Here is a 24,028-nt window from a genome sequence, read left to right on the forward strand (position 1 = left end):
TAGCGACGGCGCCCCGAACCTACGAGGAGTCGCCGGATTCGACGGGTCGCGCGCCGGTTCCGGGCCGCTCGACGGCCGCGAGGTCGACGTGCCCGGCGGGCACCGGCACCCCCTCGTAGGGGTCCTCGGCGAGGAGGAGCGAGCCGTCGAGGTCCGCGTAGTCCACGAGCGGGACGAGGTGGTGGGCGGCGGCGATGGCGGCGTTCGTCTCGACCATACAGCCGAGCATCACCTCCAGACCGTGTGCCCGCGCGGCGGCGATGAGCCGGCGGGCCTCACGGGGGCCGCCGCACTTCATCAGTTTCACGTTCGCGACGTCCGCGACTTCGGCGACTTCGGGAATATCCGCGAGCGTGACGCAGGACTCGTCGGCCGCGACCGGGAGCGCGCCGTGCTCGCGGACGAAGCGCATCCCCTCGGGGTTCTCGGCGGGGACGGGCTGTTCGACGAACTCGACGCCGAGGTCGGCGAGCCACTCGGTGTTCGCGACGGCCTCGCGGGGCGTCCACGCCTCGTTCGCGTCCACGCGAATCGTCGCGTCGGGCGCGGCGTCGCGCACTGCCTCGACGATTTCCCTATCCCGGGGTGTCCCGAGTTTCACCTTCAGAATGCCGTAGCCCGCGTTGACGGCCTCTCGGGTCTTTGCGCGCATCCGCTCGGTGGTGTCGAGGCCGATGGTGAACGACGACTCGACGGTCCGCGCGGGGTCGAGGCCCCAATAGCGATACAGGGGCATGTCGGCTCGTTTCGCGGCGTAGTCGTGGCAGGCGATGCTGACGGCGGCACGCGCCGCGGGGTTGTCCCGGACGACGGTCGCCAGTTCGACCTCGATACGCTGGAGGTTCGTCGGATCGCCGACGTCCTCGACCGCACTAAGGAAGTCGGGGAGGACGGCCTCGACCGTTTCGACCGTTTCACCGTAGTGGGCAGAGGGCGCGGCCGCGCCGACGCCCGTCACGCCGTCGTCGTCAGTGATGCGGACGACGACGTTCTCGGCGACCGCCGAGGACCCGCGCGCGATGGCGAACTCGTGTTCGAGCGGGAGTTCGAGGCGCTCGAACTCGGTGGTGAGGCTCACAGTATCTCGTCGAGGATGGCGTCCGGCCCCTCACGTACGGGGTCGGCGGCGGGCACGCCGAGGGCGTCCGCGTAGGCCTCGACGGCCGCCGCGGCCTCCTCGGCGTCCGCGACGCCGCTCGTGTTCAGCGCGCCCGCGACGACCTCGCCCCCGCCGACGGGTGCGGCTATCGACTCGTAGAGGTCGACGAACTCCGGGATGCTCGGGAGTTCCTGCGTGAAGCCGTGGAAGTTCTCGCGGCCGGTCGCGTGACAGAGGACGAGGTCGTCCGCCATCGACCCGTGGAGGATGCCGGCCGTGACCGCAGAGTAGGCGGGGTGGACGATGCTCGCCTGCCCCTCCACGAAGAGGTAGTCGTGGTCGTTCCCCCGTTCGAGAATCATCTCCTCGACGGCGCCCGCGGTGAAGTCCGAGACCGTGCGGTCGATGGGGTAGCCCCAGCCCTCGATCATGATGCCGGTCTGCCCGGTGGGGATGAAGGCGGCGTCCACGCCGCGCTCGCGGGCGCGCTCGACGAGTTCGAGCGTCGTCGTCATCTTCCCGACGCCGCAGTCCGTCCCGACGGTGGCGACGACGGTGGCCTCGACGTCGTCCGCGACGCCGTCCGCGACGCCGAGGTCGTTCGGCGGGCGACGGACGTCCCAGAGCTCGCAGCCGTGCTCCTCGGCGAGGTTGCGGAACTCGCTGTCGTCCTCGAGGAAGTAGTGAAGGCCCGAAATCACGTCACAGCCCTGCTGGAGGGCGGCGCGCACGTCCGGGCGCCACGTCTCGTCGAAGCCGCCGCCGATGGGCGAGATGCCGATGAGGAGCGCGTCGACGGGTTCGGCGAGGTCGCTGAACGACGCGACGACCGGGACGTCCGGGAGGTCGCGCCGCAGGTCGCTCGCGCTCGCGCCGTCGTGCTCGCGGTCGAGGACGGCGACGACGTCGTGCTGGCCGTAGCGGAGGACGCCGGTCGCGGTCTTCGCGCCGTCGGGGAACTTCTCGTGGGCGAGGATGGCGATTCGCATACCGGAACGGTCGTCGCGGGCGGTGTTAAGCGCGTCGCGTCGGCGTCTCCACCCGGTTCAGAGCGCGCGGAAGGGGACGGTCCAGAAGTCCTCGGCGGCGCTCTCGAGGGCCTCCCGTGGCGGCCCGGAGGCGTCCGTGGGCGCCGTCGCGTCCGCGTCGAACTCCCCGAGGAGCGTCGTTTCGCCGGTGACGTAGAGCGCGTCGTAGTCGAGGCCGTCGAGGACGTCGTGGGCGTCGTCGAGGTGCTCGCGTATCTGGCTCTCTCGGCGGCGCTCGAAGCGCCCCTGCGAGAACCCGCCCTTGGAGTGTGTGCCCTTCACGTCGCTCTCAAAGCCCTCGTAGGCGACGCGCTCGGGCCGGCCCTCGCCGGTGGCGTCGTAGACGCCGACGGCGAACAGGTCGGCGCGGACGAGCGCGAGGGCGTAGCGGCCCGACGGCTCGAACCACTCGCGCTGGATGCGGAAGCCGTCGTCCCACTCCCAGAAGGCGTCGGGGGCGAGCGGCGGGTCGAGCGTGCAGGCGACGACCCCCGCGTCGTCAGCGTAGACGAGACAGGGCGCGGCCGCGCCGACGAGCGGCGTCCGGTCGCCGACGGCGTCGCTGACGGCCTCGGGGATGTCGTGCTCGTCAGGGACCATCGCGGTGAGTGCACCCTCGGTGCCGGCCTCGACGGTTTCGAGGCGGTGGAGGACGTCGTCGAGGCGCCGGCCGCGGAGCGCGCTGCGCTCGCGGAAGTCCCGCCGGCCGTCGCCGGTCGCTTCGGCGCGCTCGACGCGGTCCTCGAGCTCCTCGATGCGGTCCTCGAGGCGGTTGACCTCCTCCTCGGCCTCGTTGCGGGCGGCGACGGCGTCCCGGCGGCGCTCGCTCTCGGCCTCCAACTGGTTGCGGAGGCTCTCCACCTCGTCTTCCAGCTCCGCGATGCGCTCCTTCAGACTCGCGCGGCCGAGGAGTCGGTCCAACATGCCCGGAACGGCGTCCGCTCGCCGCTTAGGGGTTGTGGTCTCCGCGAGTGCGAGCAGCGCGAGAACTCGCGGAACAGGGAGCGCTGAACGGAGTGAGGCGCGAACGCCCGAACGGAGCGGGACCCACGAACACGCGGGCGGTGAGCACCGCGAGCCACGAGCAGTCCGAGCGGAGCGCAGTCTCGCGGGCCGGCGAACGCCGCGGGCCGTGCGCCACGCTCAGACGGCGCCGGCTTCGTAGAGCCGCCGCGCGTGGCCGGGCCGCGCGAGCAGGACTTCGGAGAGCGCGGGCGGGTTGTCGATACCCGCCTCATCGAGCGTGTCGCGCGGCACGACGAGCGTGTCGGCGGGGACGTCCGCGTCGCCCTCGACGCGGTAGTGACGCGTGCCGACCTTCATCACGAGCGGGTAGTCGGTCCGCGAGACGCCGTCGTCGGCGTAGACTTGCTCGTTGACGCGTTCGTGCTGCCGTCGCTGGAGTGCGGCGGTGTCGCCGTCGGACGGTTCGACGTAGAGCCGCCCGAGGTAGTAGCCGGACGAGAACACCTCGAACATACATGGTAACGTTTGTCACACTAACGGAAAAGTGCATTGCCCGCCGTCGCCCGACCGGGCGAGAGCGGCCATAGGGACGGTTCGAACGGCGCTAAACGGCTCGAACGGTCCCGCGGGTTTTTAGGGATGAGTACGGTATCAAGAGATGATGAGACGCGCGGTGGCCTGTCTACTCGCCATCCTCGCGTGCACGGCGCCGGCGGCGGCAGCCCAGACGGGCGCCCCGCCCGGCCCGAGCGCGCAGGGCGTACAGACGGGAGAGGGCGGGGTGGTGAACGCGACGAGCACAGCGAACACGACGAACGAGACCAGTGCGTTCGGTGGGGCGCTCTCGGGATTCATGGCGTCCGCGTCGGCGAGCGCCGAAGGCGCCGTCGATCAGGGCGTCTGGCACGCCGGCGTCGACGCCGACGGTCCCGCGGGTGACGCGGGCACGGAGCGCCTCGAGCAACGCGTCGACACGCTCAGCGAGCGCCTCGACAGACTCCACGACCAGCGGGCGCGGCTGCTAAACGAGACGCGCGGGAACGGCTCCCCGATCGCAGCGCGGGCGCGCCTCGCGGCGCTCAACAGCCGCATCAGCGCGCTCGCAGCCGCGGTGAACGACACCGCGACGGTGGCGGCGCGCACGAACGCCACGCCGCGCGGCCTCGACGAGTTGCGCCGCGCGACGAACGAGGCGGTGCGCGCCACCCACGGGAACGCGCCGCCGTGGGCCGGACCGCCGACGAACCGGAGTAGCGGGGACGACGACGCCCGCGACGGCCCCGGATGGGGCACGCCGCCCGGCCACGACGCTGGGGGCGACGCGGGGAACGCGACGCACCCCAACGCACCCGGACGCGACGGCGCTCCCGGCCACAGCGACACGGGGAACGCGACACATCCCGACCCGCCCGGACACGACGGCGCTCCTGGCCACGGTTCGAACGGGTCGAGCGGCGCTCCAGGGTCAACACCCGGCCACGGCGGCGCGGCCGACACGCCGCCCGGCCAGGACGAGGCGACCGAGAACGGATCAGCGTCGGGGAGCCCCGGGCAGGACGCGAGCGACGGGCCCGGGCACAGCGAGGACGCGCCCGGTGCGGGGCCCGGAAACGACACGGCGGCGAATAACGGCACGCGAGGCGACGGCGCGGAGAGTCTGACTGCGCTACCCTTTTGAGCGCGCGCCGTCAACTCTGAGGTAGTGGCATGGATTCCGGGGCACTCCTTGATATTCTCGGCAACGAGAACCGACGACGCATCCTGCGCTTGCTCGCCCGCAAGCCCTGCTACGTCACCGAGATAAGCGAGTACCTCGGGGTCTCGCCGAAGGCCGTCATCGACCACCTCCGGAAACTGGAGGAGGCCGGGCTCGTCGAGAGCCGGACGGACGAGAAACGGCGCAAGTACTTCCACATCGCGAGCAACCTCCGCCTCGAAGTCACCGTCTCGCGCCACGGGTTCGGCGCGAAGTCCGCCTACCCGGCGAGTCCCGACCTCGATTTGACGCGCTGTCACTACCTCTCCATCGAGGGCGTGGACCTCGACGGCGGCGAGGACGTGAACGCGCTCGCGGACGAACTCGCGGAGCTCGAAGCCCTGGAGCGCGAACTCTCGCTCGCCCAGCGCTGGGTCCAGGGCCGGCTCGCGGACGTTCGCGAGGACCTCGCGGAGGAACTCGCCGACGACGGCCGGGAGGGGCTCTACGCGGAAGTCGTCGCCGCCGTCGCGGGCGGCGCGAACGACCCGGCAGCCATCGCACAGCGCGTGGACGCCCCCGAGGACGTCGTGGAGGCGGCGCTCGCGGCGCTCCGCGAGCGCGACGTGCTCGAACGCGACGAGGAGGCGGGGGAGTGGGCGCTCACAGACTCCGAGTGACGCCAGCGCGCAGGTCCCGCCCGAAGTAATACCCCACAGTACCGACGACGAGTCCGAGAGCGGCGGCGCCGAGCGCGAACGCGACGCCGTGGCGCGCGAGGAAGTCGGCGGCGACCGGGAAGAGCCCCGAGGAGAGGAGGCCCACGAGGAGCGCGGCGACGGTGGCGAGCGCCGACGCGGACGCGACTTCGGCGTAGACGCGCCGCCCGCCGAGGACGCCGACGAGGAACGTCGCGACGAACAGGCCGAGGAAGCGCGTGATCGCGCCGACGAGCGGGACGAAACCGCCGACGAAGAGGCCGGCGAGCGCGACGGCGAGGAGGAGGAGGAAGTGGCGCGGCGAGAAGAGCCGACCGAGACGTCGGCGCGCGCCAGCGAGGCGACCGGAGCGGCGTGCGTCGGCGTCCGCGCGCTCGTCACCGCTGGACTCGTCACCGTCGCCCGCGTCGTCGAGGAGGGCGTCCCAGTCGCGGTCGCGCGCCCCGGAGCCGTCGGAGGACATACGTGCCTAGGCGCGCGCTCGCCCCATCACTCTTGTCCCGCACCGCGGCGCAACCGAACGGATGGTTTCAAGGTCGGCGCCGGGCTTCGTCGAGGTATGAACACAGGGGACCGTGTCCGCGTTGCGCACGACGGACTGGTGAACGAGGGCGTCCTCCTGCCGTCCTCGACGCCGGAGCACCTCGTCCTGAAGCTCGACAGCGGGTACAACGTCGGCATCGAGCGCGAGGGCGCGGACGTCGAAGTGCTGGAGTCGGACGTCTACGCCATCGACGGGAACGCCGGCGAGGACGCCGAGGAATCGGGCTCGGAGGTCGAGTTCGACGACGACCTCCCGACGATTTCGCTCATCTCGACGGGCGGCACCATCGCCTCAACGGTCGACTACCGGACGGGCGCGGTGACGGCGCAGTTCGACGCCGAGGACGTCCTGCGCGCGGTGCCGGACCTCGCGGGCCGTGCGAACTACCGGGGCCGCGTCGTCGCGAACATCCTCTCGGAGAACATGGACCCGGACATCTGGCGGGACCTCGCCGAGGCCGTCCACGAGGAGATCGAGGCGGGCGCGGACGGCGTCGTCGTGATGCACGGGACGGACACGATGCAGTACTCGGCCTCCGTCCTCTCCTTCATGCTCGACACGCCCGTCCCAGTCGTCTTCACGGGCAGTCAGCGTTCGGCCGACCGGCCGTCCTCGGACAACGTGATGAACGCCGTCTGTGCCGTCGAGGCCGCGAAGGCCGACGTCGCCGAAGTGATGGTCTGCATGCACGCGACGCAGTCCGACGACCGGTGTGCGCTCCACCGCGGGACGCGCGTCCGGAAGGGCCACACGTCGCGTCGCGACGCCTTCGAGACGGTCGACGGGTCGCCGGTCGGTCACGTCGACTACGACACCGAGACCGTCGAATTCGACGAGTCCGCGGACCTCGCCGCACGCGGCGAGACGGACCTCGACCTTCGCGCGGACCTCGCGGAGGACGTCGAACTCGTGACGTTCACGCCCGGGATGGACCCCGAGTTCTTCGAGCTACTGGAAGGGAAAGACGGCGTCGTCGTCGCGGGCACCGGCCTCGGCCACGTCCACTCCGACCTCGTCGACGTCCTCGGCGACCTCGTGGACGACGGGACGACAGTGGTGATGACCTCGCAGTGTCTCGGCGGGCGGGTCTGCGACCGCGTCTACGACACGGGCCGTGACTTGCTCGACGCCGGCGTCGTCGAGGGCGAGGACCTCCTCCCCGGGACGGCGAAGGCCAAACTGATGTGGGCGCTCGCGAACACCGAGTCCCCCGAGGAGACGATGCGGACGCCGCTCGCGGGCGAACTCACCGAGCGCTCAGTCCCCGAAGCCTGATGGAGATTCGCCGGGCGCGCCGCGAGGACGCCGACGCCGTCGCCGAGTTCACCGCGGACACCTGGGAGCACGGCGACTACCTCGCGGACGTCTTCGAGGACTGGGTGGAGGCGGGCGGGCCGACCCGCCGGACGTTCGTCGCCGCCGACGCGGCCGATGAGGCCGTCGGCGTCGTGCAGGCCGTCCTCCTGAGCGACCACGAGGCGTGGATTCAGGGTCTGCGCGTCGCCCCCGAGGCGCGCGGGACGGGTACCGGCACCGCGCTGATGGAGGCGAGCCTCGACTGGGCCGCGGAGGCCGGCGCCGCCGTCGCACGCTGCATGGTCTTCTCGTGGAACGTTCAGGGCCTCGGACAGACCCGCGCGGTGGGGTTCGAGGCGGCGAGCGAGTTCCGCTGGGTCCACCCGGAGCCGGACGCCGACGCGACGCCCGTCGGCGACGTTCACGACGACCCGGAGGCCGCGTGGGCGTTCTGGACGCACGCGGACGCCCGCGAGCACCTCGACGGCCTCGTGTTGGACGACGACGAGCCGTGGGCGCTCTCCGAGCTCTCGCGCGAGCGCCTCCACGAGGCCGCCGACGAAGGTCGATTGCTCGTCTGTCACGAACCGGGCGTCGGGACGCGCGGGTTCGCGCTTCGTGCCCGCACGGACGGCCTCGCGGAGGTCGCGCGCGCCGAGTACGCCGTCGCCGCGTGGCACTCCGATGCGGCGTGCCGAGACGTCTTCACCGCCATCGCGCGGGACGCCGCCGCGCAGGACGCGACGGAGGCGCGCGTACTGATTCCCGAGACGGCGCGCGCGGTGAGTGACGTCGCGACGGCGCGCGTCGACGTCGGAGACGAACCCGACTTCGTGATGGCCTGCGACCTCAGCGCGCGACGTGGGTGACGGTTAGCCGCCGCTGACGGGCGGGAAGAGCGCGAGTTCGTCGTCGGCGTCGACACTCTCGTCCAGGTCGGCCTGCCGGCCGTTTCGCAGGAGGTTCACGTGTTCGTGGGGGTCGCCCGAGTCGTCGAGGACGCGCTCGCCGAGCGCGGGGTACTCCGCGACGAGAGCCTCGAGGGCGTCGCGGACGGTGGCGTCGTCGCCGACCGACACGGCGCACTCGTCGTCGCCCGCGACTTCCGCGAGGTCCGCGAAGAGCTTCCAGTCCATACTCGTGTGTCCGGGTGCGCGCCGTATCAGGGTGTCGTCGGGGGCGAACCACCGTCGGTTTCTGTGGTGGTCGCGCGCTCCTCGATGTCGCGGACGACGTCCGGGCGCGCGACGAGATAGAGGACGTCGCCGACGGCGAGCGTCCGGGTGCGCGACGGAATCGGCTGGACGGGGCCGTCGGCGGGGCGGACGGCGGCGACGGTGGCGTCGACGTCCCCGACGGTCGCGCCGGCGAGCGCGCTCTCCTCGCTGACGGTGACGGTCACCATCGTCTCGTCGGCGCCCCGGAGGACGGACGCGAACTGTCGTTCGGCGTTCTGGTCGCTCGGGAGCGTGAGGAGGCGGTATTCGCCGCCGGCGATGCGTTCGGCGTCGTTCGCGTCGAGCGCGAGCGTCACGACGTCGTCGGCGACGCCGCGGAGTTCGGCGGTGGCGACCCGCTCGCGCTCCGGGTCGGTCTGCCAGACCTGCACGACGTCGCCGGGGCTCGCGTTGTTCGGCGGGTCGGCCTTCACGGCCGTCGCGCCCATCCCGGGGCCGAGCGTCGGGCCGATGCCCGCGAGGCGCGTGCCGACGCCGAGGTAGGTGACGTCGCCGTTCGGGTCGATGTCGACGTCGACGTAGCCGACGTCGTAGTCGTCCCGGAGGCGTGCGGCCACCCGCTCTTCGAGGGCGGCGACGGTGAGCCGGCGCGGGAAGAGCAGGGTCTTGTTCTGCATTTTCTCCTTCGTCTCGTCGGACACCGGGTCGTAGCCCTCGACGTCCTCGATGTCCTCGGGGATCTCGACGGCGACGACGCGACCCACCGTCTTGACGAGTTGGCTGACCTCGCCTTCGAGTTCGCGCGTGCCGACGAAGGCGAACGCCTCGACGGCGAGGCGCTCGCCGGCTTTCGCGCCGGGAATCCCGAGCGCGACGGCGACGGAGAACACCACGACGTTGAAGACGACAGTGCCTGGGTCGAAGATGGTGGACTGGTTCGCGACGACGGACGCGAGCGCCGTCTTCGTGTTCAAGTAGAGGGCGACAGCGGAGACACCGGCGAAGGCGCCGAGCGCGACGTGTGCGGCCTGCCGGAAGTACCACCGGTAGATGGCGCCGACGACGGCGGCGACGAGGAAGGAGAAGACGCCGAAGCCGGCGATGCGGAGCGCGCCGCCCATGAGGACGCTGACGTAGTCGACGGCGTCCGCCTGCAGGGGGAGCGCGAGCATCACGCCACCGCCTCCGCGAACGCACTCAGTTTGTCGCGCGGGCCGACGACGAAGCAGTCGTCGCCCCCGGAGAGCGCGGTGTCGCCCCGTGGCGCGACGACCCACTGGCCGTCGTGGCGGACGGCGAGGATGGCGACGCCGTACACCTCGCGGACGTTCGTCTCGCCGATGGTGGTGCCGTCGAGCGGGCCGTCGATACGGAGTGTGACCCGGCGCATCCGATTGCCGGTCCGACGGAGGAGCGAAAGCAACTCGAACTCGCGGCGGGTACCGCGTGCGGTGACGACGACGGTTCCCTCGGTGGCGTCGAGGAGCGTTTCGGCGGACGCACGGTCGGTGGCGACGGTGATGCGGCCCTCGCCGCCCGTCGTCACGGGTGCGGTGGTCTTCGCGGGCGCCTCGGGAGTGCCGCCGTCCGTCGCGACAGTGGGCGTCTCCGCTTTCTTCTCCTCCTTCTTCCCGCCGGACTTCGCGGCGACGACGGTGCCGGTACAGCTTCCGGCGGCCGTGTGAAGCGCGACTTCGTCGCCGCGCGCGACGCCCGTCGGGATGACGGCTTTCAGGGAGACAGCGCGTTTGCCCTGCGGAACGCGCTTGGAGACGCCGGAGAGCGGGGGCGCGACCGTGACGGTGGCGCGCGCCTGCTCGTCGATTTGGACGTCGGCGTCCGCGACGTCGAACTCGGAGCGCAGGCGCTCCTCGAAGCGGCGTTCGAGTTCGTGGAGCGGCAGGTCGGCGGGGAACGTCCAGTCGACGGCGGTGATTTCCTCGCGGAGGTCCGCGGGGAGCGGCGGGTAGCCCTCCATGTCCGCGACGGTACCGACGACGGGGACGCGGACCTGCCCGATGCCGCCGACGAAGTCGACGACGTCCTTCGAGAGCGTGCGCTCGCGGAGGCGCTTGAACGAGAAGTGCTTGGGGAGGCTCGCCCCGAGTTTGTCCCCTTGGGCGTGTGCGTAGAAGCAGAGCATCAACACGACGACGAGTCCGGTGATGACGGCGACGCTGTTCGAGGACTGGAGAATCGTCGGGTCGTTGAACGCCATCAGCCCGCCGTTGATGCCGGCGATGGCGACGCCCAGGACGACGACCCCGAGCCCGGGAATCGTGAGCCCCGTGACGTACTTGAAGCTGAAGCCGAACGCGAAGCAGACGAGCGCCGGCACGATGCCCGTCAGGACGCCGAGATAGAGCCCGAGCAGTACCTGCATCGGGAACGAGTCGAGTGCGAGACCGAACGGCATACCTTGGGTGTGGGGTGGGTGGGGTAAATCGGTACCGCCGCAGGCGCGGACTCGCGCCTGAACGCGCGAGTCCGCGCCTGCGGCCAGCGGTCGGTGCAGTCGCAGTCGCGAGCGCGTCCCCACACCGTTTATAGTCGCGGGCGTCGCGTCACCGGGTATGGCTTTGAGGAACCGGCGGGTGCTCTCGACGCGGGTCGCGGTGCTGTCGACGACCCTCGTCGCGGTGCTCTCCGTCGTGACCGGCGTCGTGAACATCCTCAACCCCCAGTTCGGGCCCTACGTCCCGGTGTCCGTCCAGCAGGTCGCGGGGTTCACGGGCACGCTGACGGGGTTCCTGATGGTCGCGTCGGCGCTCGGGATGCGCCGCGGCCTCCGCGCGGCGTGGTGGTCGACGGTCGTCCTCCTGCCGGTCACGGCCCTCCAGGGCCTCGTGCAGTCGTCCGTCTACTCGGTGCCGCTCGTCGCCCTCTCCGTCCTCTCCTTCCCCGTCGTCGCGCTGACGCGCTCGCGCTTCGACCGGGAGGTCGAACTCTCGACGAGCCAGCTCGCCGCGGGTGTCGTCCTTGTCGGTGTCCTCGCCTACGGCACGGTCGGGACGTACGCGCTCCGGGAGGGGTTCCCGGGCGTGAACTCCCTGCTCGACGCGTTCTACTACACACTCGTCACCGCGAGCACGGTCGGCTACGGCGACATAACCCCCAAGACGCCAATGGCGATACTCTTCTCGCTCTCCGTCCTCGTCCTCGGCGTCGCCGGGTTCGGTCTCGCGCTCAGCGCCCTGCTCGGCCCCGCCATCGAAGCACGCTTCGCCTCCGCACTCGGACGCATGACCCAGTCACAACTCGAATCCCTCGAACATCACGTCATCGTCGCCGGCTACGGCGAACTCACCGAATCGATTCTCGAAGAACTCGGGCCGGACCGCCCGTTCGTCGTCCTCGTGAAGGACGCGGACAAAGCGGCGGCGCTCCGCGAGCGCGGCCTGAACGTCCTCACCGAGGACCCCTCTGACGCGGCGTCGCTCGAACACGCCGGCATCGACCGCGCGGACGCCGTCGTGGCGGCGACGAACGACGACGGGCAGGACGCGCTCGCCATTCTGACGGCGCGCCAACTCCATCCCGACATCCGCATCGTCGCCGCCGCGACCGAGCGCGAGAACGAGGAGAAACTCCGCTCGGCCGGCGCGGACACCGTCATCAGTCCCGCGGTCATCGGCGGCCGCCTGCTCGTGCAGTCCGCGCTCGGCGACGAGACCGCTGAGGAGGCGGCGAATCAGGTGTCGGTCGGCGAGGGCGCGACGCCGGAGAGCGAGGAGTAGCGACCCGCCAGCCGGCTGTCAGCGCGTGTGGACGACGGCGACGTCCGTCTCGGCCTCCTGGGCCCAGTCGAAGGCCCGCGAGACGGCGAACCGGGAGCCGTAGTCGTGTGCGCCGAAGACGACGAGGTCGTAGTGTGACTCGTTGCGCTCGATGAACTCGGAGAGCGAGGCCCGCGAGACGCGCGTCTCACAGCGCGCGTCGCTCGTCTCGGTGAGGTCTGCGAGCGTCGCCTCGGCGGTTCGGCGGGAGCGCTCGTCGCCGATGCAGGTGCAGACGCTGACGGTGCCGACGTTCCCAGCGAGGCGCTGGCCGTAGTCGACCATCGCGTGCGCGAGCTGGCCGGCGGCCCGGACGGGCACCATGACGCGCTTCCAGTCGGTACGCTCGGTCTTCGAGTCGAAGGCGATGGCGTCGATGTCGCTGCGGAAGAGGTCGCGGACGAAGCGCGTCGGCGTGCCGTCGGAGTCGCGTTCGAGCGGCGTCACGACGAGGTCGCAGTTCGTGTCGCGCGCAGCGTCGAGCAGCGACGTGACGGTGATGTCGTCCTCGACGGCGACGACTACCTCGCAGGGGACGCCGACGCGCGTCTCGATGCGGGCGGCGCGGCGTTCGAGTTCCGCTGCGGCCGCGTCGGCGGCGCTCCGCTCCGCCCGCTCGCGGACGTCCGGCAGGTCGACGTCGCGGTCCTCGACGGCGGCAGGGTCGTCCACGTCGACGTCGCCGTGTTCCTCGAGGAGGCGCTGTTCGGCGGCGGCGATGGCGTCGTCGCCGACGACGTCGAGGAGGACGACTTTCCCGGCGTCGTGGGCGGCGGCGACCCGCGCGCCGAACATCGCGGTTGCGTCGTCGGTCTCGCCGCGCATCGGCACGAGGACGTGGTCGTCGGCCTGCGTCGTCGAGTAGAGGTAGCGCGCGCGTTGCTCGTAGAACTCGCGTCGCCAGACGGCGAAGACGACGGCGACGACGCTCGTGGAGAGCGCGACGGTGGCGACGTAGACGACGCTCGTGGAGACGGCGACGCCCGCGACGATGATGAACGTCCCGGGGTCGGTGAGGAGGACGAGGAGCGCGGTGGAGAACGCGGAGGGAATTTCGAGGTCGAGAACCCACGTGAGGACGCCCGCGAGGAGGATGGCGAGCGCCGCCGCCCACGCGTGAACCTCCCAGAAACCGCCGGACGTCGTCGCCGTCCCCGTGACGGCGGGCGCGGTGAGGAGCGCGGTGCACTCGATGGCCATCCACCCGCAGAACGCGCCGAGGCTCATCCCGCCGACGAATTTCCAGGGGTCCGAGTACGTTCCCTCGGGGTCCGCAAAGAGCGTGTACGTCCCGGAGGCGAGCGGCGGGAAGAGGAGGAAGGAGACGACCTGCAGTTCGTTCGAGAGCAGCGTGACGAAGCCGATGAGTAACGGAACGAACAGCAGGACGGAGGCGTGCGTGAGGTTGCTCGTCTCCGCGAGCCAGTGGCGCGCGTCGCGGGAGCGTCGGCGTTCGAGCGCCGCCAGCCGCCCGCGGAGTCGTCGCAGTCGCCGCCGCGCGCCGTCGAGCATACGCGGTGGCACGACGGGCGCGACTTTCGTTCTTTCGTCCTCCGGTCGAAATCAGTCAGAAAACGCGGGGTATCGATCGGGCTCGGCGTCGCTTTAGGCGACGTCAACCACGGCATCGAGCGCGATTTTGATGGCGCGCTCGACGTTGTTCTTCGCCTTCTCGGGGAGTTCCTCGTCGGAGTCGGCACCCTTCTGGGTACCCTCGACGAGGTTGCCGTCGGCGGTGCAGATGGCGCCGGCGCGCAGACCCTTGCGGCGCGCGAGCGCGAACAGCGTCGCGGCCTCCATCTCGACGGCGAGCAGGCCCGCCTCGCTCCAGCGCGCGACGTACGCCTCGTTCTCGTTGTAGAAGGCGTCGTCGCTCACGATGGGGCCGACGTGAACGTCCTCGCCGCGGGCCTCGGCGGCGTCGACGAGGCCGGAGAGCACGTCGTAATCGGGGACGGCGGGGATGAGTTCGGGCTCGTAGCGCTTCGAGGTGCCCTCCTCCTTGGCGGCGCCGGTGGCGACGACCATGTCGCCGATCTCGATGTCGGGCTGGAGCGCGCCCGTGGTGCCGACGCGGATGAACGTCTCGACGCCGACGTTCGCGAGTTCCTCGAGCGCGATGGCGGCGCTCGGGCCGCCGATACCGGTCGAACAAATCGTGAGCGGCACGCCCTCGTAGGTGGCGTTGACGACGGTGTACTCGCGGTTCGAGGCGACCTCCTCGACGTCCTCGCAGTGGCTGGCGATGCGTTCGACGCGGCCCGGGTCGCCCGGGACGAGCGCGATGTCTTCGACGTCACCCTCCTCGATGAGCAGGTGGGGTTGTTTGGCCATACCTGAACGTCGCGTGAGGGAGAGAAAAGCGTCCGGGTCTCGCACTCGGTCACCGGCCGAGCGCGAGGCCGGTCGGGCGCTCCTCGGGGGCGTAGCCGAGGGCGACGCGACGCCACGACCGGCCGCCGTCGTCCGAGCGGTGCAAGCCGTGATTGGAGAGCGCGTAGACGGTGTGGCCATCGTCGGCGGCGAGGACCGGCGCGCGCAACTCGCCGCCGTCGAAGGCGGGGACGCGCGTCCAGTCGGTGCCGGCCTCGCGCCGGTAGACCGCGGCACCCCCCTCGCTGTGCGCGGCGCGCGGGCCCGGAGCGGCGGAGAGGACGCGCGTGTCCGGGTCGGCCGCGGTGACGGCGACGCTCCAGCAGTAGGTCCGGTCGAGGCCGGATTCGGCCGTGTTCCACGTCTCGCCCCAGTCGGTCGTCTCGTAGTAGCCGTCGCCGGCGGCGGCGTAGAGCCGGTCGGGGTCGTCGGCGTGCGTCGCGACGGTGTGGGTGTCGACGGGGCCGGACGGGACGCGCTCGCGCCACGTCTCACCGCCGTCCTCGGTGCGGACGAGCGCGCCCGCCTCGATGGCGACGGCGAGGGAATCGCCGTTGTCGGGGCGCGGCTCGATCCAGCGGACGTGGTGGGTGTCGGGGCGCGGCGGGAAGCTCCACTCGTCGCTCGATTCGAGGTCGGTGAGCGGCGTCGTCTCGTGCCACGAGCGGCCGTCGTCGCCCGAGCGGTAGAGCGCGCTCGGCTCGGTGCCCGTCCACCACGTCCCGTCGGGGCCGACGGCGAGCGCGGTGACGTGCGCCGAGTCGGGGCCGGACGGGACGCGGCGGAACGTCTGCCCGCGGTCGACGGAGCGCCAGAGCCCGGCGTCGCTCGTGCCGCAGACGACGGTGGCGCCGCGGACGGCGACGCAGGACGGCGTGACGTCGCCGAGGCGCTCTCTCACGTCGCCCTCGTCGACGACGAACAACCCGCTCGGGAATGCGCAGAACGCCCTCATGGTCTCCGAGGAGACACCCCCGCGACTTGAAAGGCCCGCCACTCAGGCGGCCGTGACGGTGAACAGCAGGAGGTTGTGCGCGCCGGGGCCGAGGCCGACGGCGGCGACGAACGCGAGGAGGAGGTAGCCCTCGGCGGGTGCCTCCCGGACGTAGTCGGCGAGCAGGAGGACGACGCCGACGGCGACGGCCAGTTTCACGAGGACGAACAGCCACCCGACGCCGAGGACCGACGCGGTTGGGAGCGAGCCCGCAAACTCCATGATGAGCCGGGAGAGCGGCGTCTGCTCGCCGAAGCCCAGCACGTCGACGCCGACGGCCGTCGTGATGCCGTCGAGCGCGTGCCCGAAGACGACGAGCGCGCCCGCACCCTCGACGACGCGCGCGTCCTCGACGCGGTAGCGCCGGAGGCCCGCCCAGCAGACGCCGGTGACGAGGAGCGCGAGGAGGAGGCCGGCGAGCGGCCACGCGGGCGTGAGCGTCCCGTGTGAGGTCCCGTAGTTGACCGCGACGGCGACCGGTGCAGAGACGAGGAGGAGGCCGACGCCGGCGAGGACGCGGCGGGGCGCGGCCGTCCGCCGCGCGGCCAGCCAGACGGCGGCCGCGACGACGAACGTGGAGAGGTAGACGGCGGGCGCGGAGACGAACGGCGCGACGCTCGCGGGGACGACGCCGAGTTGGTGGCAGACGTAGAGCGTCGAACCGAGGGCCATCCACGGCGCGAGCGCGAGCACCGTCCGCGACGTCACTGCCGGATGCTCGCGGACGAGGGCCGCGCCGACGAGGAGCGTCGCCGCGAGCAGGGCGAGGAGGTATGGCAGCGGCGGCACCACGAACCCGGACGGCAGTACCATACTCGTAGCACGCGGGGGCCGGCGGGGAAAGCGTTGCTATCGCGGGAGCGGCGCGACGGCGGCCCGGTCGTAGGGGGACGCTGGCTTTTTGCCGGACGGACGCGGCCTCTCGGTATGGACCGCGAGGAGTTCGCCGCCCGCATCGACCACACCGTCCTCGGCCCCGAGACGACCGTCTCGGACGTCGAGCGCGTCCTCGACGAGGCCGCCGAGTACGGCATGAACGCCTGTATCCCGCCGTGCTACGTCAGCGAGGCGAGCGAGTACGCCCCGGACGTGACGCTGGCCACCGTCGTCGGCTTCCCGCACGGCCAGCACGCTACCGCCGCGAAACGCGAGGAGGCACGGGTCGCCGCCGACGACGGCGCGGACGAACTCGACATGGTGGTGAACGTCGGCCGCCTGCAAGCCGGCGAGCACGAGGCCGTCCGTGCGGACATCGAGGCCGTCGTCGCCGCGACTACACTCCCCGTGAAGGTCATCGTCGAGACCGCGCTCCTCTCGGACGACGAGAAGCGCGCCGCCGGCAAACTCGCCCGCGAAGCCGGCGCCGACTTCCTCAAGACCTCCACCGGGTTCGCCTCTGGCGGCGCCACCGTCGATGACGTCGCGCTCCTGAGCGAGTACCTCCCCGTGAAGGCGTCCGGCGGTGTCAGCGACTACGAGACGGCGATGGCGATGCTGGACGCGGGCGCGGAACGCATCGGCGCGAGCTCCGGCGTCGCCATCGTCGAGGGCTACCCCGAGGACTAAAGGAGGAACGTCACGCGCCGCGTCTCTTCGGTATGTCCGGCGACGAGGAGCGCATTGTCGATGACGGCGACGGTTGCGGCGTAACTGCCGAGGTCACGCGTCCACCGTTCCTCGCCCGAGGCGGCGTCGAGCGCGGCGAGCACGCCGTCGTCGCGGCCGACGTAGACGGTGTCGCCGACGACGGCGGGCGCGGCCCCGGTGGGGTGCTCGTACGACCAGTCCGTTTCGCCCGTCTTCGGGTCGAGCGCGACGAGGTCGCCGGTGCCGTGGTAGAGGTGTCTGCCGTCGAAGGCGAGCGGCGCGTCGGTGACGCCGCGTTTGCGCGTCCAGACGACCTCGCCGTCCGTCCGGGAGAGCGCGGCGACGGTCCCGTCCCAGCCGGCGACGTAGACCCGTTCGTCCCCCGCGACTGGCGCGACGAGGCCGCGCGCCCCGAGGTTCGTGCGCCACGCGGGCCCGCCGCGCTGGCTGTAGGCGTACACCTCGCCGGTTCGGGTCGTGACGACGACGAGATGCATGTTCGACGCGAGCGACGCCCTGACGGACCCCCACGGGTCGACCGTCCACGTGTCGCCGACGTCCCGCGCGACGCCGGTGACGCGGCCGTCCGCGAGCGCGACCGTGAACGACTCGCGTCCGTTGCTCCACGCTGGCGGCGTCACCGCGCGCGCCGGCAGGTCGTACGTCTCCACGACCTCGCCGCTCGCCGCATCAATCCCGCGGAGAAGCGGCGACTCGGGGTGTGGCGCGTAGACGGTGTCGCCGAGCACGCTCGGCGGGTGGTGGCCGGCCGCCGCGACCGACCACAGCGACTCGCCGCTCGACGCGTCGAACGCATGGAGCGTCTCGTCGTCCACGAGGAAGACCCGGCCGTCCGCACCCGTCACGCCGCCGTCCGATGGCGGGAGCGTCGCCGTCTTCGTCGGTTCGGTAATCGTCGGACCGTCGAGGACGGTGCGGGTGTTCGCGTCGTCGTGGTTCGGCGAACGCCACCCGTCCTCGAAGACGACGCCCTCGGGGAAGTCCCGGGACGTCAAGCGAGAGCCGGTGAGCGTCTGACAGCCGGCGAGCGCCGACGCGGCGAGCGCGCCGCTGGTCGCGAGGAACTGTCGTCTGGAGGGCATGGCAGTCGTGTCACCGCCGAGAAACAAGTGCCTTCGGGTGTGTGAGCCGCCGCGCTTTTCTCGCCGCCCTGCGAGCGTCCAGTCACGATGAGCGTCGAGGACTGGCTGCCGTCGCGTCGCGAGCGCGTCCTGCTCTGGGGCATCGTGCTCTCGCTCGGCGGCGTCGTCGCCGTCGCGCTCTACTCGTTCGTCGGGACGTTCGTCCTCGGGCTCTTCATCTACTACGGCGTCCGGCCGGTCTACCGCCGGCTCGACGGCCGCCTCTCGTCGGGTGCCGCGGCGCTCTGTACGCTCCTGCTCGTCGCGCTCCCGTTCTTCCTCGTCGCCGGCTACCTCGCGCTGATGGGCTTCCACGAACTCCTGCCGCGCATCCGGAGCTATCAGGAGGTCCTGCGGCCGTACATCGAGGTCGACCCGCTCCTCCAGCAGCCCGTCGAGGAGTTCCTCGACTACCTCCGCAACCCCGCGAGCTCCTCCATCACCGGCCTGCTCGAGCAGGCCCGCCACTACGTCGGCCTCGTCTCGAACGCCCTGATGAACCTCCTGCTCGCGACGCTGTTCGCGTTCTACCTCCTGCGCGACGGGAACGCGCTTCGCCGGTGGTTCCGGGAGTTCGCCGGCGCGGACTCCGCCACCGTCGCGTACGTCAGTGCCGTCGACCGCGACCTCGAGACGATGTACTACGGGACGGTGCTGATGGTGTTCGTCGTTGCCGTCGGCGCGTTCGTCGTCTATCACGCCTACAACCTCCTCGCCCCCGCGGCCATCGCCATCCCGTTCCCGACGGCGCTCGCCGTCGCCACCGGCCTCACCACCCTTATTCCGCTCGTCGTCGGGAAGGTGGTCTACGTCCCGCTCGTCGGCTACCTCTGGTACAGCGCGTACCGCTCGCCGGACGCGACGTTCGTCTTCCCGCTCCTCCTCTTGGTGGTCTGCTTCCTCTTCCTCGACTTCCTCCCGATGACGTTCGTCCTCCCGGAGCTCGCCGGCCGGGGCACTCACGTCGGGCTCGTGATGTTCGGTTACATCGTCGGGACGATGGTCTTCGGCTGGTACGGCCTCTTCCTCGGCCCGCTCACCGTCGTGCTCTGCGTGCAGGCCGTCCGTATTCTCCTCCAGCCGCTCGTCTACGGCGAGCCCGTCACCGGCGAGGTCGATACCGCCGAGGACCTCGGCGCGGACCCGCCGTAGCCTGCCCAAAGCGCGGGGCTTTTGGCTCCGGCTGGCGAAGACGCAGCCGAGATGGCCCGGTACCACATCGAGACCTACGGGTGCACGTCGAACCGCGGCGAGAGCCGCGAAATCGAGCGACGGCTCCGTGACGCCGGCCACCACCGCGTGGACGGCGTCGACGACGCGGACGTCGCCATCCTCAACACCTGCACCGTGGTCGAGAAAACGGAGCGCAACATGCTCCGCCGGGCGGAAGAACTCGCCGACGAGACGGCCGACCTCTTCGTCACCGGCTGTATGGCGCTCGCGCAGGGCGAGGAGTTCGCCAGCGCCGACGTCGACGCACAGGTCCTCCACTGGGACGAGGTGCCCGAAGCCGTCACGAACGGCGAGTGTCCGACTACCACGCCGGACGCCGAACCCGTCCTGGACGGCGTCATCGGCATCCTCCCCATCGCCCGGGGCTGTATGAGCAACTGTTCGTACTGCATCACGAAGCAGGCGACGGGCCGCGTCGACTCGCCGCCCGTCGAGGAGAACGTCGAGAAGGCCCGCGCGCTCGTCCACGCCGGCGCGAAGGAAATCCGCATCACGGGCCAGGACACCGGCGTCTACGGCTGGGACAACGGCGAGCGCAAGCTCCCCGAACTCCTGGAGCGCATCTGCACCGAAATCGAGGGCGACTTCCGGGTCCGCGTCGGCATGGCGAACCCCGGCGGCGTCCACGGCATCCGCGAGGAACTCGCCGAGGTCTTCGCGGAGCACGACAAACTCTACAACTTCCTGCACGCGCCCGTCCAGTCCGGGAGCGACGACGTCCTCGAGGACATGCGCCGCCAGCACCGCGTCGAGCAGTACGTCGAAATTGTCGAGACGTTCGATCGCTACCTCGACGAGTGGACGCTCTCGACGGACTTCATCGTCGGCTTCCCCACGGAGGACGAGGAGGACCACGAGATGTCGATGGCGCTCCTGCGTGAGACGCGCCCCGAGAAGATCAACGTCACGCGCTTCTCGAAGCGCCCCGGGACTGACGCCGCCGACATGAAGGGGCTCGGCGGGACGCTGAAGAAGGAGCGCTCGAAGGAGATGAGCGAGGCGAAGCGCGACATCGTCGCCGAGGCCTACGACGAGATGGTCGGACAGGAGCGCGACGTCCTCGTCACCGAACAGGGCACCGGCGACTCCGTGAAGTGTTACGACTCGGCCTATCGCCAGATCATCGTGCAGAACGCCTCCGAGCACGGCCTCGAACCCGGCGATTTCGCGACTGTCGAGGTCACAGACCACCAGACGATGTACGCGTTCGGCGACCCCCAGTAGCCCGGGTAGGGGAGCGGGCTACAGGTGCGCACGGAGGGCGTCGCCGTCCGGGCGGACTGCGGCTAACTGTTCTCACTCGAAACCACTCGTCGCCAGCGTTGGCGCCGTCCGCGACGCGTTCGCGGAGGACGGCGCGCAGTGCCAGCAGTTCGACGGTCCCGTCGTCGAACTCGGCGAGTCGTGTCCGGAGCAGGTCAGTGAGCGTGGCGTCGACGGCACGGGGTGCGCCGCGCTCGTTCGAGGTCAGTCGCCGGCCACATGCCGTGTTAACTCACAACACACAAAAAGCGTTCCGCCGGCTCCTACTCGTCGAGCAGCCCGTCCGCCTCGTCGTCGTCCTTCCACTCGCCGAGCTCCTTCGGGTCCACGTGGACGAAGACGTCGTCCACCTCCGGCATCGAGCGGATGTCCTGCACGACCGCCGACTCGATGTCGTGGGCCTCGAAGAGCGTCAAATTACCCTCAACCTCGATGTGGAGGCTGACGTCCACCTCCGGGCCGACGTAGTGCGCGACGACGTCGTGGGCGCCCCGGACGCGCTCGTGGCTGAGCGCGCGCCGCAAAATCTCGCGGCGCAACTCCTCGGGCGGGGCCGCGCCCACGAGGTAGTTGACGTTGTCCCGGACGATCTCGTAGCCCGTGTAGAGGATGCCGAGCGAGACGACGCCCGCCGCGGCCGGGTCGAGCACCGGGAACCCCACCGCCGCGCCGAGCACGCCGACGAGCGCCGCGCCCGCCGTCAGGATGTCGTTCCGGTTGTCGAGTGCCGTCGCCACCAGCGCCGGCGAGTTGTGCCGTTCGCCCTCGCGCCGACAGTACTGATAGAGACCGTACTTCGCGAGCGCCGAGACGACGAGCACCGCGACGCCCGCGACGCCGCCCGCCCCCCCATAGGACCCAGTAAGAACGGCCGTCGTCGCGTTATAGAGGACGCCCGCACCCGCGGCGAAGACGCCGAGCGCGACGAACAGCGCGACGAACGGCTCGATGCGCTCGTGGCCGTGCGGGTGCTCGAAGTCCGCGGGCTGGGTCGTCAGGTAGAGACCACCGAGGACGACGAGGCTGTAGACCGCGTCGGCGGCGCTGTTGACCGCCTCCGAGCCGACCGCGATGCTCCCGGTGTACCACCAGACGCCGCCCTTCGCGAGAACGAGCGCGAGGTTCGCGGCGAGGACGACCACACCCGCGCGCCGCATCGCGGTCTTCCGGTCCATCGAATGGCCGATAGACGGCCCCGAGGCAAGTGCGTTGCGGAGCTTTCGAGTCAGTCGAAATCGAGTTCGACCGCCGCGTTCTCGCCCGGGACCGTCGCACCCGGTTGGCCGGCGAACGCCGCGTGCAACCGGTCGTAAGTCTCGTCCAGGGCTTCGACGATGACCTTCGTGTCCGAGACGACCGGCATGAAGTTCGTGTCGCCCTCGAAGCGCGGGACGACGTGCGTGTGGAGGTGGTCGTCGATGCTCCCGCCGGCCGCGCCGCCACCGAGGTTCAACCCGGCGTTGTAGGCGTCCGGCCCCACAGCCTCCTCGACGGCGTCGAACGCCCGCTGCTTGAGGCGCGCGTGGTCGAGGAGGACCTCGTCGGGGAGTGCCGCGTACTCCCCACCGTGCTCGAAGGGAACGACCATCAGGTGGCCGGGGTTGTACGGCGCGTTGTTCAACACGACGTAGGCGTGGTCGCTGCGCGCGACGACGAGGTTCTCGCGGGCGTCCGCGCGCTCGGGGAGTTCGCAGAGAACGCACTCCTCAATGTCCGGGTTCTTGTCCTCGCGCTTCACCCACTCGATGCGCCACGGGGCGAACACCTGATCCATACCCCGTACATCACACGGTCGAAACAGGTAGCTTACGGAACCTAACTCTGTTTATCGCCGGCGTTAAACGGTCTAAACGGTTAGGCGATAGGACGGGCTTTTTGTATTCGCAGTCCGTGGGGTTGCATGAGGGTGGTTCCGATGGCGAGCAAAACACCTCGTTCCGACGGTATGGCGGAATCGTGCGAAAACTGCGGCAAGGAGACGCCCCACGCTGTCTCCGTCGAGCTGAAGACCGAGTCCGACAAGGACGAGAACGCCGAGTTCTCGCGCGAGCCTTACCGCGTCGCGAAGTGTCGCGTCTGCGGTGAGAAGACGTCTACCCGGATGAACAACGCGTAAAACGCTACGACGTTACGGTCAACCGTCGTTAACTCCCCCTCGTTATTTTCTGGACGCCGACGTCCACCTCATTCCCCCACGACTCGTGAGCGACGCGGCTACTCCGTCGTCGCCTCGTAGCCGTCCTCGGTGACGATGATGGTGTGTTCGGCCTGCCCGACGAGTTCGCCGTCCGACTCGTGGAGTACCGGGTAGGAGCGGAGGATCCCCTCCATCTCGAGGCGCCGGACGGCCATGTCGGCGCGCGGCGAGTCGAGCCAGCGCTTCGCGAACGGGAGTTCGCGGTACTCCTCACGCACCGTCTCGAGGACCTGGCGGGCCTGCCGGTTGCGCACCGAGCGGTCCTCGACGAGCGAGTAGATTTCGGTCTTCGAGCCCTCGGTGACCTTCCCGGAGCCCGTCGTCGCGAACGGCTCGACGGCGAGCACGTCACCCGCTTCGAGGACGGTGCCCTGCTGGGTGCCGCGGTTCGGCACGCTCGGGTCGGTGTGCGCGTCCCACTGCTCGAGGCCGTGCCCGGAGAGGTTCACGATGGGCTGGTAGCCGTAGGCCTCGATGACGTCGGCGACTTCCGCGCCGATTTCGCCGGTGTGCGCGCCCGCCTCCACGACGTCGAGGCCGGCGTCCAGCGCCTCCTCGGCGGCTTCCTTCAGCTCGGGGTTGCCGGAGAGGTCGACAGTCCGGGCGGCGTCCGCGATGTAGCCATCGACGTGGACGCCGACGTCGAGACAGACCATCTCCTCGCCGAACTCGACGTCGTCGTCGGCGTGCGGGGAAGCGTGGCTCGCCTCGTTGTCGACGCTGATGTTGACCGGGAACGCCGGCCGGCCGCCGAGCTCGCGGATGCGTTCCTCGGCGTACTCCGCGACGTCGATGTGCTTCGCGCCGACCTCGACGCGCTCGGCGGCTTCGTCGAGTACTTGGGAGAGGATGTCGCCGGCCTCGTGGTACTTCTCGTAGGCCTCGCTTCCGGGTTCCACGGTGTCGGTCATACCACCGGATTCGCGCGCTCGTCTTT

General features: G+C 70.7%; 25 protein-coding genes. 9 read left to right on the top strand and 16 right to left on the bottom strand.

The features are described from left to right. Positions 1-19 precede the first annotated feature (19 nt). The 4 genes from ACQUS8_RS09185 to ACQUS8_RS09200 all read right to left on the bottom strand — a co-directional run bounded on the left by ACQUS8_RS09185 (position 20) and on the right by ACQUS8_RS09200 (position 3,606). Complete coding sequence (locus ACQUS8_RS09185; RefSeq protein ID WP_435099922.1) at positions 20-1,078, bottom strand: dipeptide epimerase; 1,059 nt, start codon at positions 1,076-1,078, stop codon at positions 20-22. Next, complete coding sequence (locus ACQUS8_RS09190; protein WP_435099925.1) at positions 1,075-2,088, bottom strand: DUF1611 domain-containing protein; 1,014 nt, start codon at positions 2,086-2,088, stop codon at positions 1,075-1,077. Before ACQUS8_RS09190 ends, ACQUS8_RS09185 begins: the two co-directional genes overlap by 4 nt. A 57-nt stretch (positions 2,089-2,145) precedes the next feature. After that, the gene (locus ACQUS8_RS09195) at positions 2,146-3,051 is read right to left on the bottom strand and encodes a Vms1/Ankzf1 family peptidyl-tRNA hydrolase (RefSeq protein ID WP_435099928.1); all 906 of its coding nucleotides are present in this window, start codon (positions 3,049-3,051) and stop codon (positions 2,146-2,148) included. A 219-nt stretch (positions 3,052-3,270) separates the two neighbouring features. After that, positions 3,271-3,606: a DUF5802 family protein gene (locus ACQUS8_RS09200; protein WP_435099931.1), complete on the bottom strand. Its 336-nt coding sequence runs from the start codon at positions 3,604-3,606 to the stop codon at positions 3,271-3,273. A 148-nt stretch (positions 3,607-3,754) separates the two neighbouring features. Between ACQUS8_RS09200 and ACQUS8_RS09205 the strand changes: the two genes are divergently transcribed. Both ACQUS8_RS09205 and ACQUS8_RS09210 read left to right on the top strand, forming a co-directional pair. Next, on the top strand, positions 3,755-4,771 hold the full coding sequence (locus ACQUS8_RS09205; RefSeq protein ID WP_435099934.1) for a hypothetical protein: 1,017 nt from the start codon (positions 3,755-3,757) through the stop codon (positions 4,769-4,771). 29 nt (positions 4,772-4,800) lie between these two features. Continuing rightward, the gene (locus ACQUS8_RS09210; protein WP_435099937.1) at positions 4,801-5,469 is read left to right on the top strand and encodes an ArsR/SmtB family transcription factor; all 669 of its coding nucleotides are present in this window, start codon (positions 4,801-4,803) and stop codon (positions 5,467-5,469) included. Here the strand turns inward: ACQUS8_RS09210 and ACQUS8_RS09215 are convergent. Further along, positions 5,453-5,971, bottom strand: a complete 519-nt coding sequence (locus ACQUS8_RS09215; RefSeq protein ID WP_435099940.1) for a hypothetical protein — start codon at positions 5,969-5,971, stop codon at positions 5,453-5,455. The genes ACQUS8_RS09210 and ACQUS8_RS09215 overlap by 17 nt on opposite strands. A 96-nt stretch (positions 5,972-6,067) precedes the next feature. Between ACQUS8_RS09215 and gatD the strand changes: the two genes are divergently transcribed. Both gatD and ACQUS8_RS09225 read left to right on the top strand, forming a co-directional pair. Next, the gene (gatD, locus tag ACQUS8_RS09220; protein ID WP_435099943.1) at positions 6,068-7,327 is read left to right on the top strand and encodes a Glu-tRNA(Gln) amidotransferase subunit GatD; all 1,260 of its coding nucleotides are present in this window, start codon (positions 6,068-6,070) and stop codon (positions 7,325-7,327) included. Then, positions 7,327-8,217 carry a GNAT family N-acetyltransferase gene (locus tag ACQUS8_RS09225; RefSeq protein WP_435099946.1) on the top strand — a complete coding sequence of 297 codons (891 nt, stop codon included), beginning with the start codon at positions 7,327-7,329 and terminating at the stop codon, positions 8,215-8,217. The genes gatD and ACQUS8_RS09225 overlap by 1 nt, the downstream gene beginning before the upstream one ends. Before the next feature lie 3 nt (positions 8,218-8,220). Here the strand turns inward: ACQUS8_RS09225 and ACQUS8_RS09230 are convergent, their stop codons facing one another. From ACQUS8_RS09230 to ACQUS8_RS09240, 3 genes are read right to left on the bottom strand one after another with little or no spacing between them, the layout of a single operon-like run. Further along, positions 8,221-8,484 carry a ubiquitin-like small modifier protein 1 gene (locus ACQUS8_RS09230; RefSeq protein ID WP_435099949.1) on the bottom strand — a complete coding sequence of 88 codons (264 nt, stop codon included), beginning with the start codon at positions 8,482-8,484 and terminating at the stop codon, positions 8,221-8,223. A 26-nt stretch (positions 8,485-8,510) separates the two neighbouring features. Then, the gene (locus ACQUS8_RS09235; RefSeq protein ID WP_435099952.1) at positions 8,511-9,698 is read right to left on the bottom strand and encodes a TrkA C-terminal domain-containing protein; all 1,188 of its coding nucleotides are present in this window, start codon (positions 9,696-9,698) and stop codon (positions 8,511-8,513) included. Continuing rightward, positions 9,698-10,942 carry a potassium channel family protein gene (locus ACQUS8_RS09240; RefSeq protein ID WP_435099955.1) on the bottom strand — a complete coding sequence of 415 codons (1,245 nt, stop codon included), beginning with the start codon at positions 10,940-10,942 and terminating at the stop codon, positions 9,698-9,700. Before ACQUS8_RS09240 ends, ACQUS8_RS09235 begins: the two co-directional genes overlap by 1 nt. Positions 10,943-11,099: 157 nt before the next feature. Between ACQUS8_RS09240 and ACQUS8_RS09245 the strand changes: the two genes are divergently transcribed. Next, a complete protein-coding gene (locus ACQUS8_RS09245) occupies positions 11,100-12,263 on the top strand; it encodes an NAD-binding protein (protein ID WP_435099958.1) in 1,164 nt (387 codons plus the stop codon). Between the two features lie 18 nt (positions 12,264-12,281). On the opposite strand, the gene ACQUS8_RS09250 is transcribed toward ACQUS8_RS09245, so the two are convergent. From ACQUS8_RS09250 to ACQUS8_RS09265, 4 genes are all read right to left on the bottom strand, one after another. Next, on the bottom strand, positions 12,282-13,814 hold the full coding sequence (locus tag ACQUS8_RS09250) for an HPP family protein (RefSeq protein ID WP_435099961.1): 1,533 nt from the start codon (positions 13,812-13,814) through the stop codon (positions 12,282-12,284). Positions 13,815-13,907: 93 nt separating this feature from the next. Next, a complete protein-coding gene (locus ACQUS8_RS09255; RefSeq protein WP_435099964.1) occupies positions 13,908-14,636 on the bottom strand; it encodes a nucleoside phosphorylase in 729 nt (242 codons plus the stop codon). A 49-nt stretch (positions 14,637-14,685) separates the two neighbouring features. Then, the gene (locus ACQUS8_RS09260; protein ID WP_435099967.1) at positions 14,686-15,630 is read right to left on the bottom strand and encodes a WD40/YVTN/BNR-like repeat-containing protein; all 945 of its coding nucleotides are present in this window, start codon (positions 15,628-15,630) and stop codon (positions 14,686-14,688) included. A 42-nt stretch (positions 15,631-15,672) separates the two neighbouring features. Next, a complete protein-coding gene (locus ACQUS8_RS09265; RefSeq protein WP_435099970.1) occupies positions 15,673-16,482 on the bottom strand; it encodes a DUF63 family protein in 810 nt (269 codons plus the stop codon). A gap of 114 nt (positions 16,483-16,596) precedes the next feature. Here ACQUS8_RS09265 and deoC point away from each other — a divergent pair, with 114 nt between their 5' ends. After that, positions 16,597-17,235 (top strand): deoxyribose-phosphate aldolase, encoded by a 639-nt coding sequence (gene deoC / locus ACQUS8_RS09270; protein ID WP_435099973.1) that lies wholly within the window; start codon positions 16,597-16,599, stop codon positions 17,233-17,235. Here deoC and ACQUS8_RS09275 read toward each other — a convergent pair. Beyond that, positions 17,232-18,359: a PQQ-binding-like beta-propeller repeat protein gene (locus ACQUS8_RS09275; RefSeq protein ID WP_435099976.1), complete on the bottom strand. Its 1,128-nt coding sequence runs from the start codon at positions 18,357-18,359 to the stop codon at positions 17,232-17,234. The two genes, deoC and ACQUS8_RS09275, sit on opposite strands and share 4 nt — an antisense overlap. Before the next feature lie 87 nt (positions 18,360-18,446). On the opposite strand from ACQUS8_RS09275, the gene ACQUS8_RS09280 reads away from it, so the two are divergent. Beyond that, a complete protein-coding gene (locus tag ACQUS8_RS09280) occupies positions 18,447-19,550 on the top strand; it encodes an AI-2E family transporter (RefSeq protein ID WP_435099979.1) in 1,104 nt (367 codons plus the stop codon). A 51-nt stretch (positions 19,551-19,601) separates the two neighbouring features. Beyond that, complete coding sequence (locus ACQUS8_RS09285; RefSeq protein ID WP_435099982.1) at positions 19,602-20,855, top strand: tRNA (N(6)-L-threonylcarbamoyladenosine(37)-C(2))-methylthiotransferase; 1,254 nt, start codon at positions 19,602-19,604, stop codon at positions 20,853-20,855. A gap of 302 nt (positions 20,856-21,157) precedes the next feature. Here the strand turns inward: ACQUS8_RS09285 and ACQUS8_RS09290 are convergent, their stop codons facing one another. Next, positions 21,158-22,069, bottom strand: a complete 912-nt coding sequence (locus tag ACQUS8_RS09290; RefSeq protein ID WP_435099985.1) for a cation diffusion facilitator family transporter — start codon at positions 22,067-22,069, stop codon at positions 21,158-21,160. Positions 22,070-22,119: 50 nt separating this feature from the next. Continuing rightward, the gene (locus ACQUS8_RS09295) at positions 22,120-22,668 is read right to left on the bottom strand and encodes an HIT domain-containing protein (RefSeq protein WP_435099988.1); all 549 of its coding nucleotides are present in this window, start codon (positions 22,666-22,668) and stop codon (positions 22,120-22,122) included. 171 nt (positions 22,669-22,839) lie between these two features. Here ACQUS8_RS09295 and ACQUS8_RS09300 point away from each other — a divergent pair, with 171 nt between their 5' ends. Further along, complete coding sequence (locus tag ACQUS8_RS09300; RefSeq protein ID WP_435099991.1) at positions 22,840-23,010, top strand: hypothetical protein; 171 nt, start codon at positions 22,840-22,842, stop codon at positions 23,008-23,010. A 98-nt stretch (positions 23,011-23,108) separates the two neighbouring features. Here ACQUS8_RS09300 and map read toward each other — a convergent pair whose 3' ends face one another. Continuing rightward, positions 23,109-24,002 carry a type II methionyl aminopeptidase gene (gene map, locus ACQUS8_RS09305; RefSeq protein ID WP_435099994.1) on the bottom strand — a complete coding sequence of 298 codons (894 nt, stop codon included), beginning with the start codon at positions 24,000-24,002 and terminating at the stop codon, positions 23,109-23,111. Between the last annotated feature and the right edge of the window lie 26 nt (positions 24,003-24,028).

The sequence above is a fragment of the Halarchaeum sp. P4 genome, assembly GCF_051195175.1.
Lineage (GTDB): Archaea > Halobacteriota > Halobacteria > Halobacteriales > Halobacteriaceae > Halarchaeum.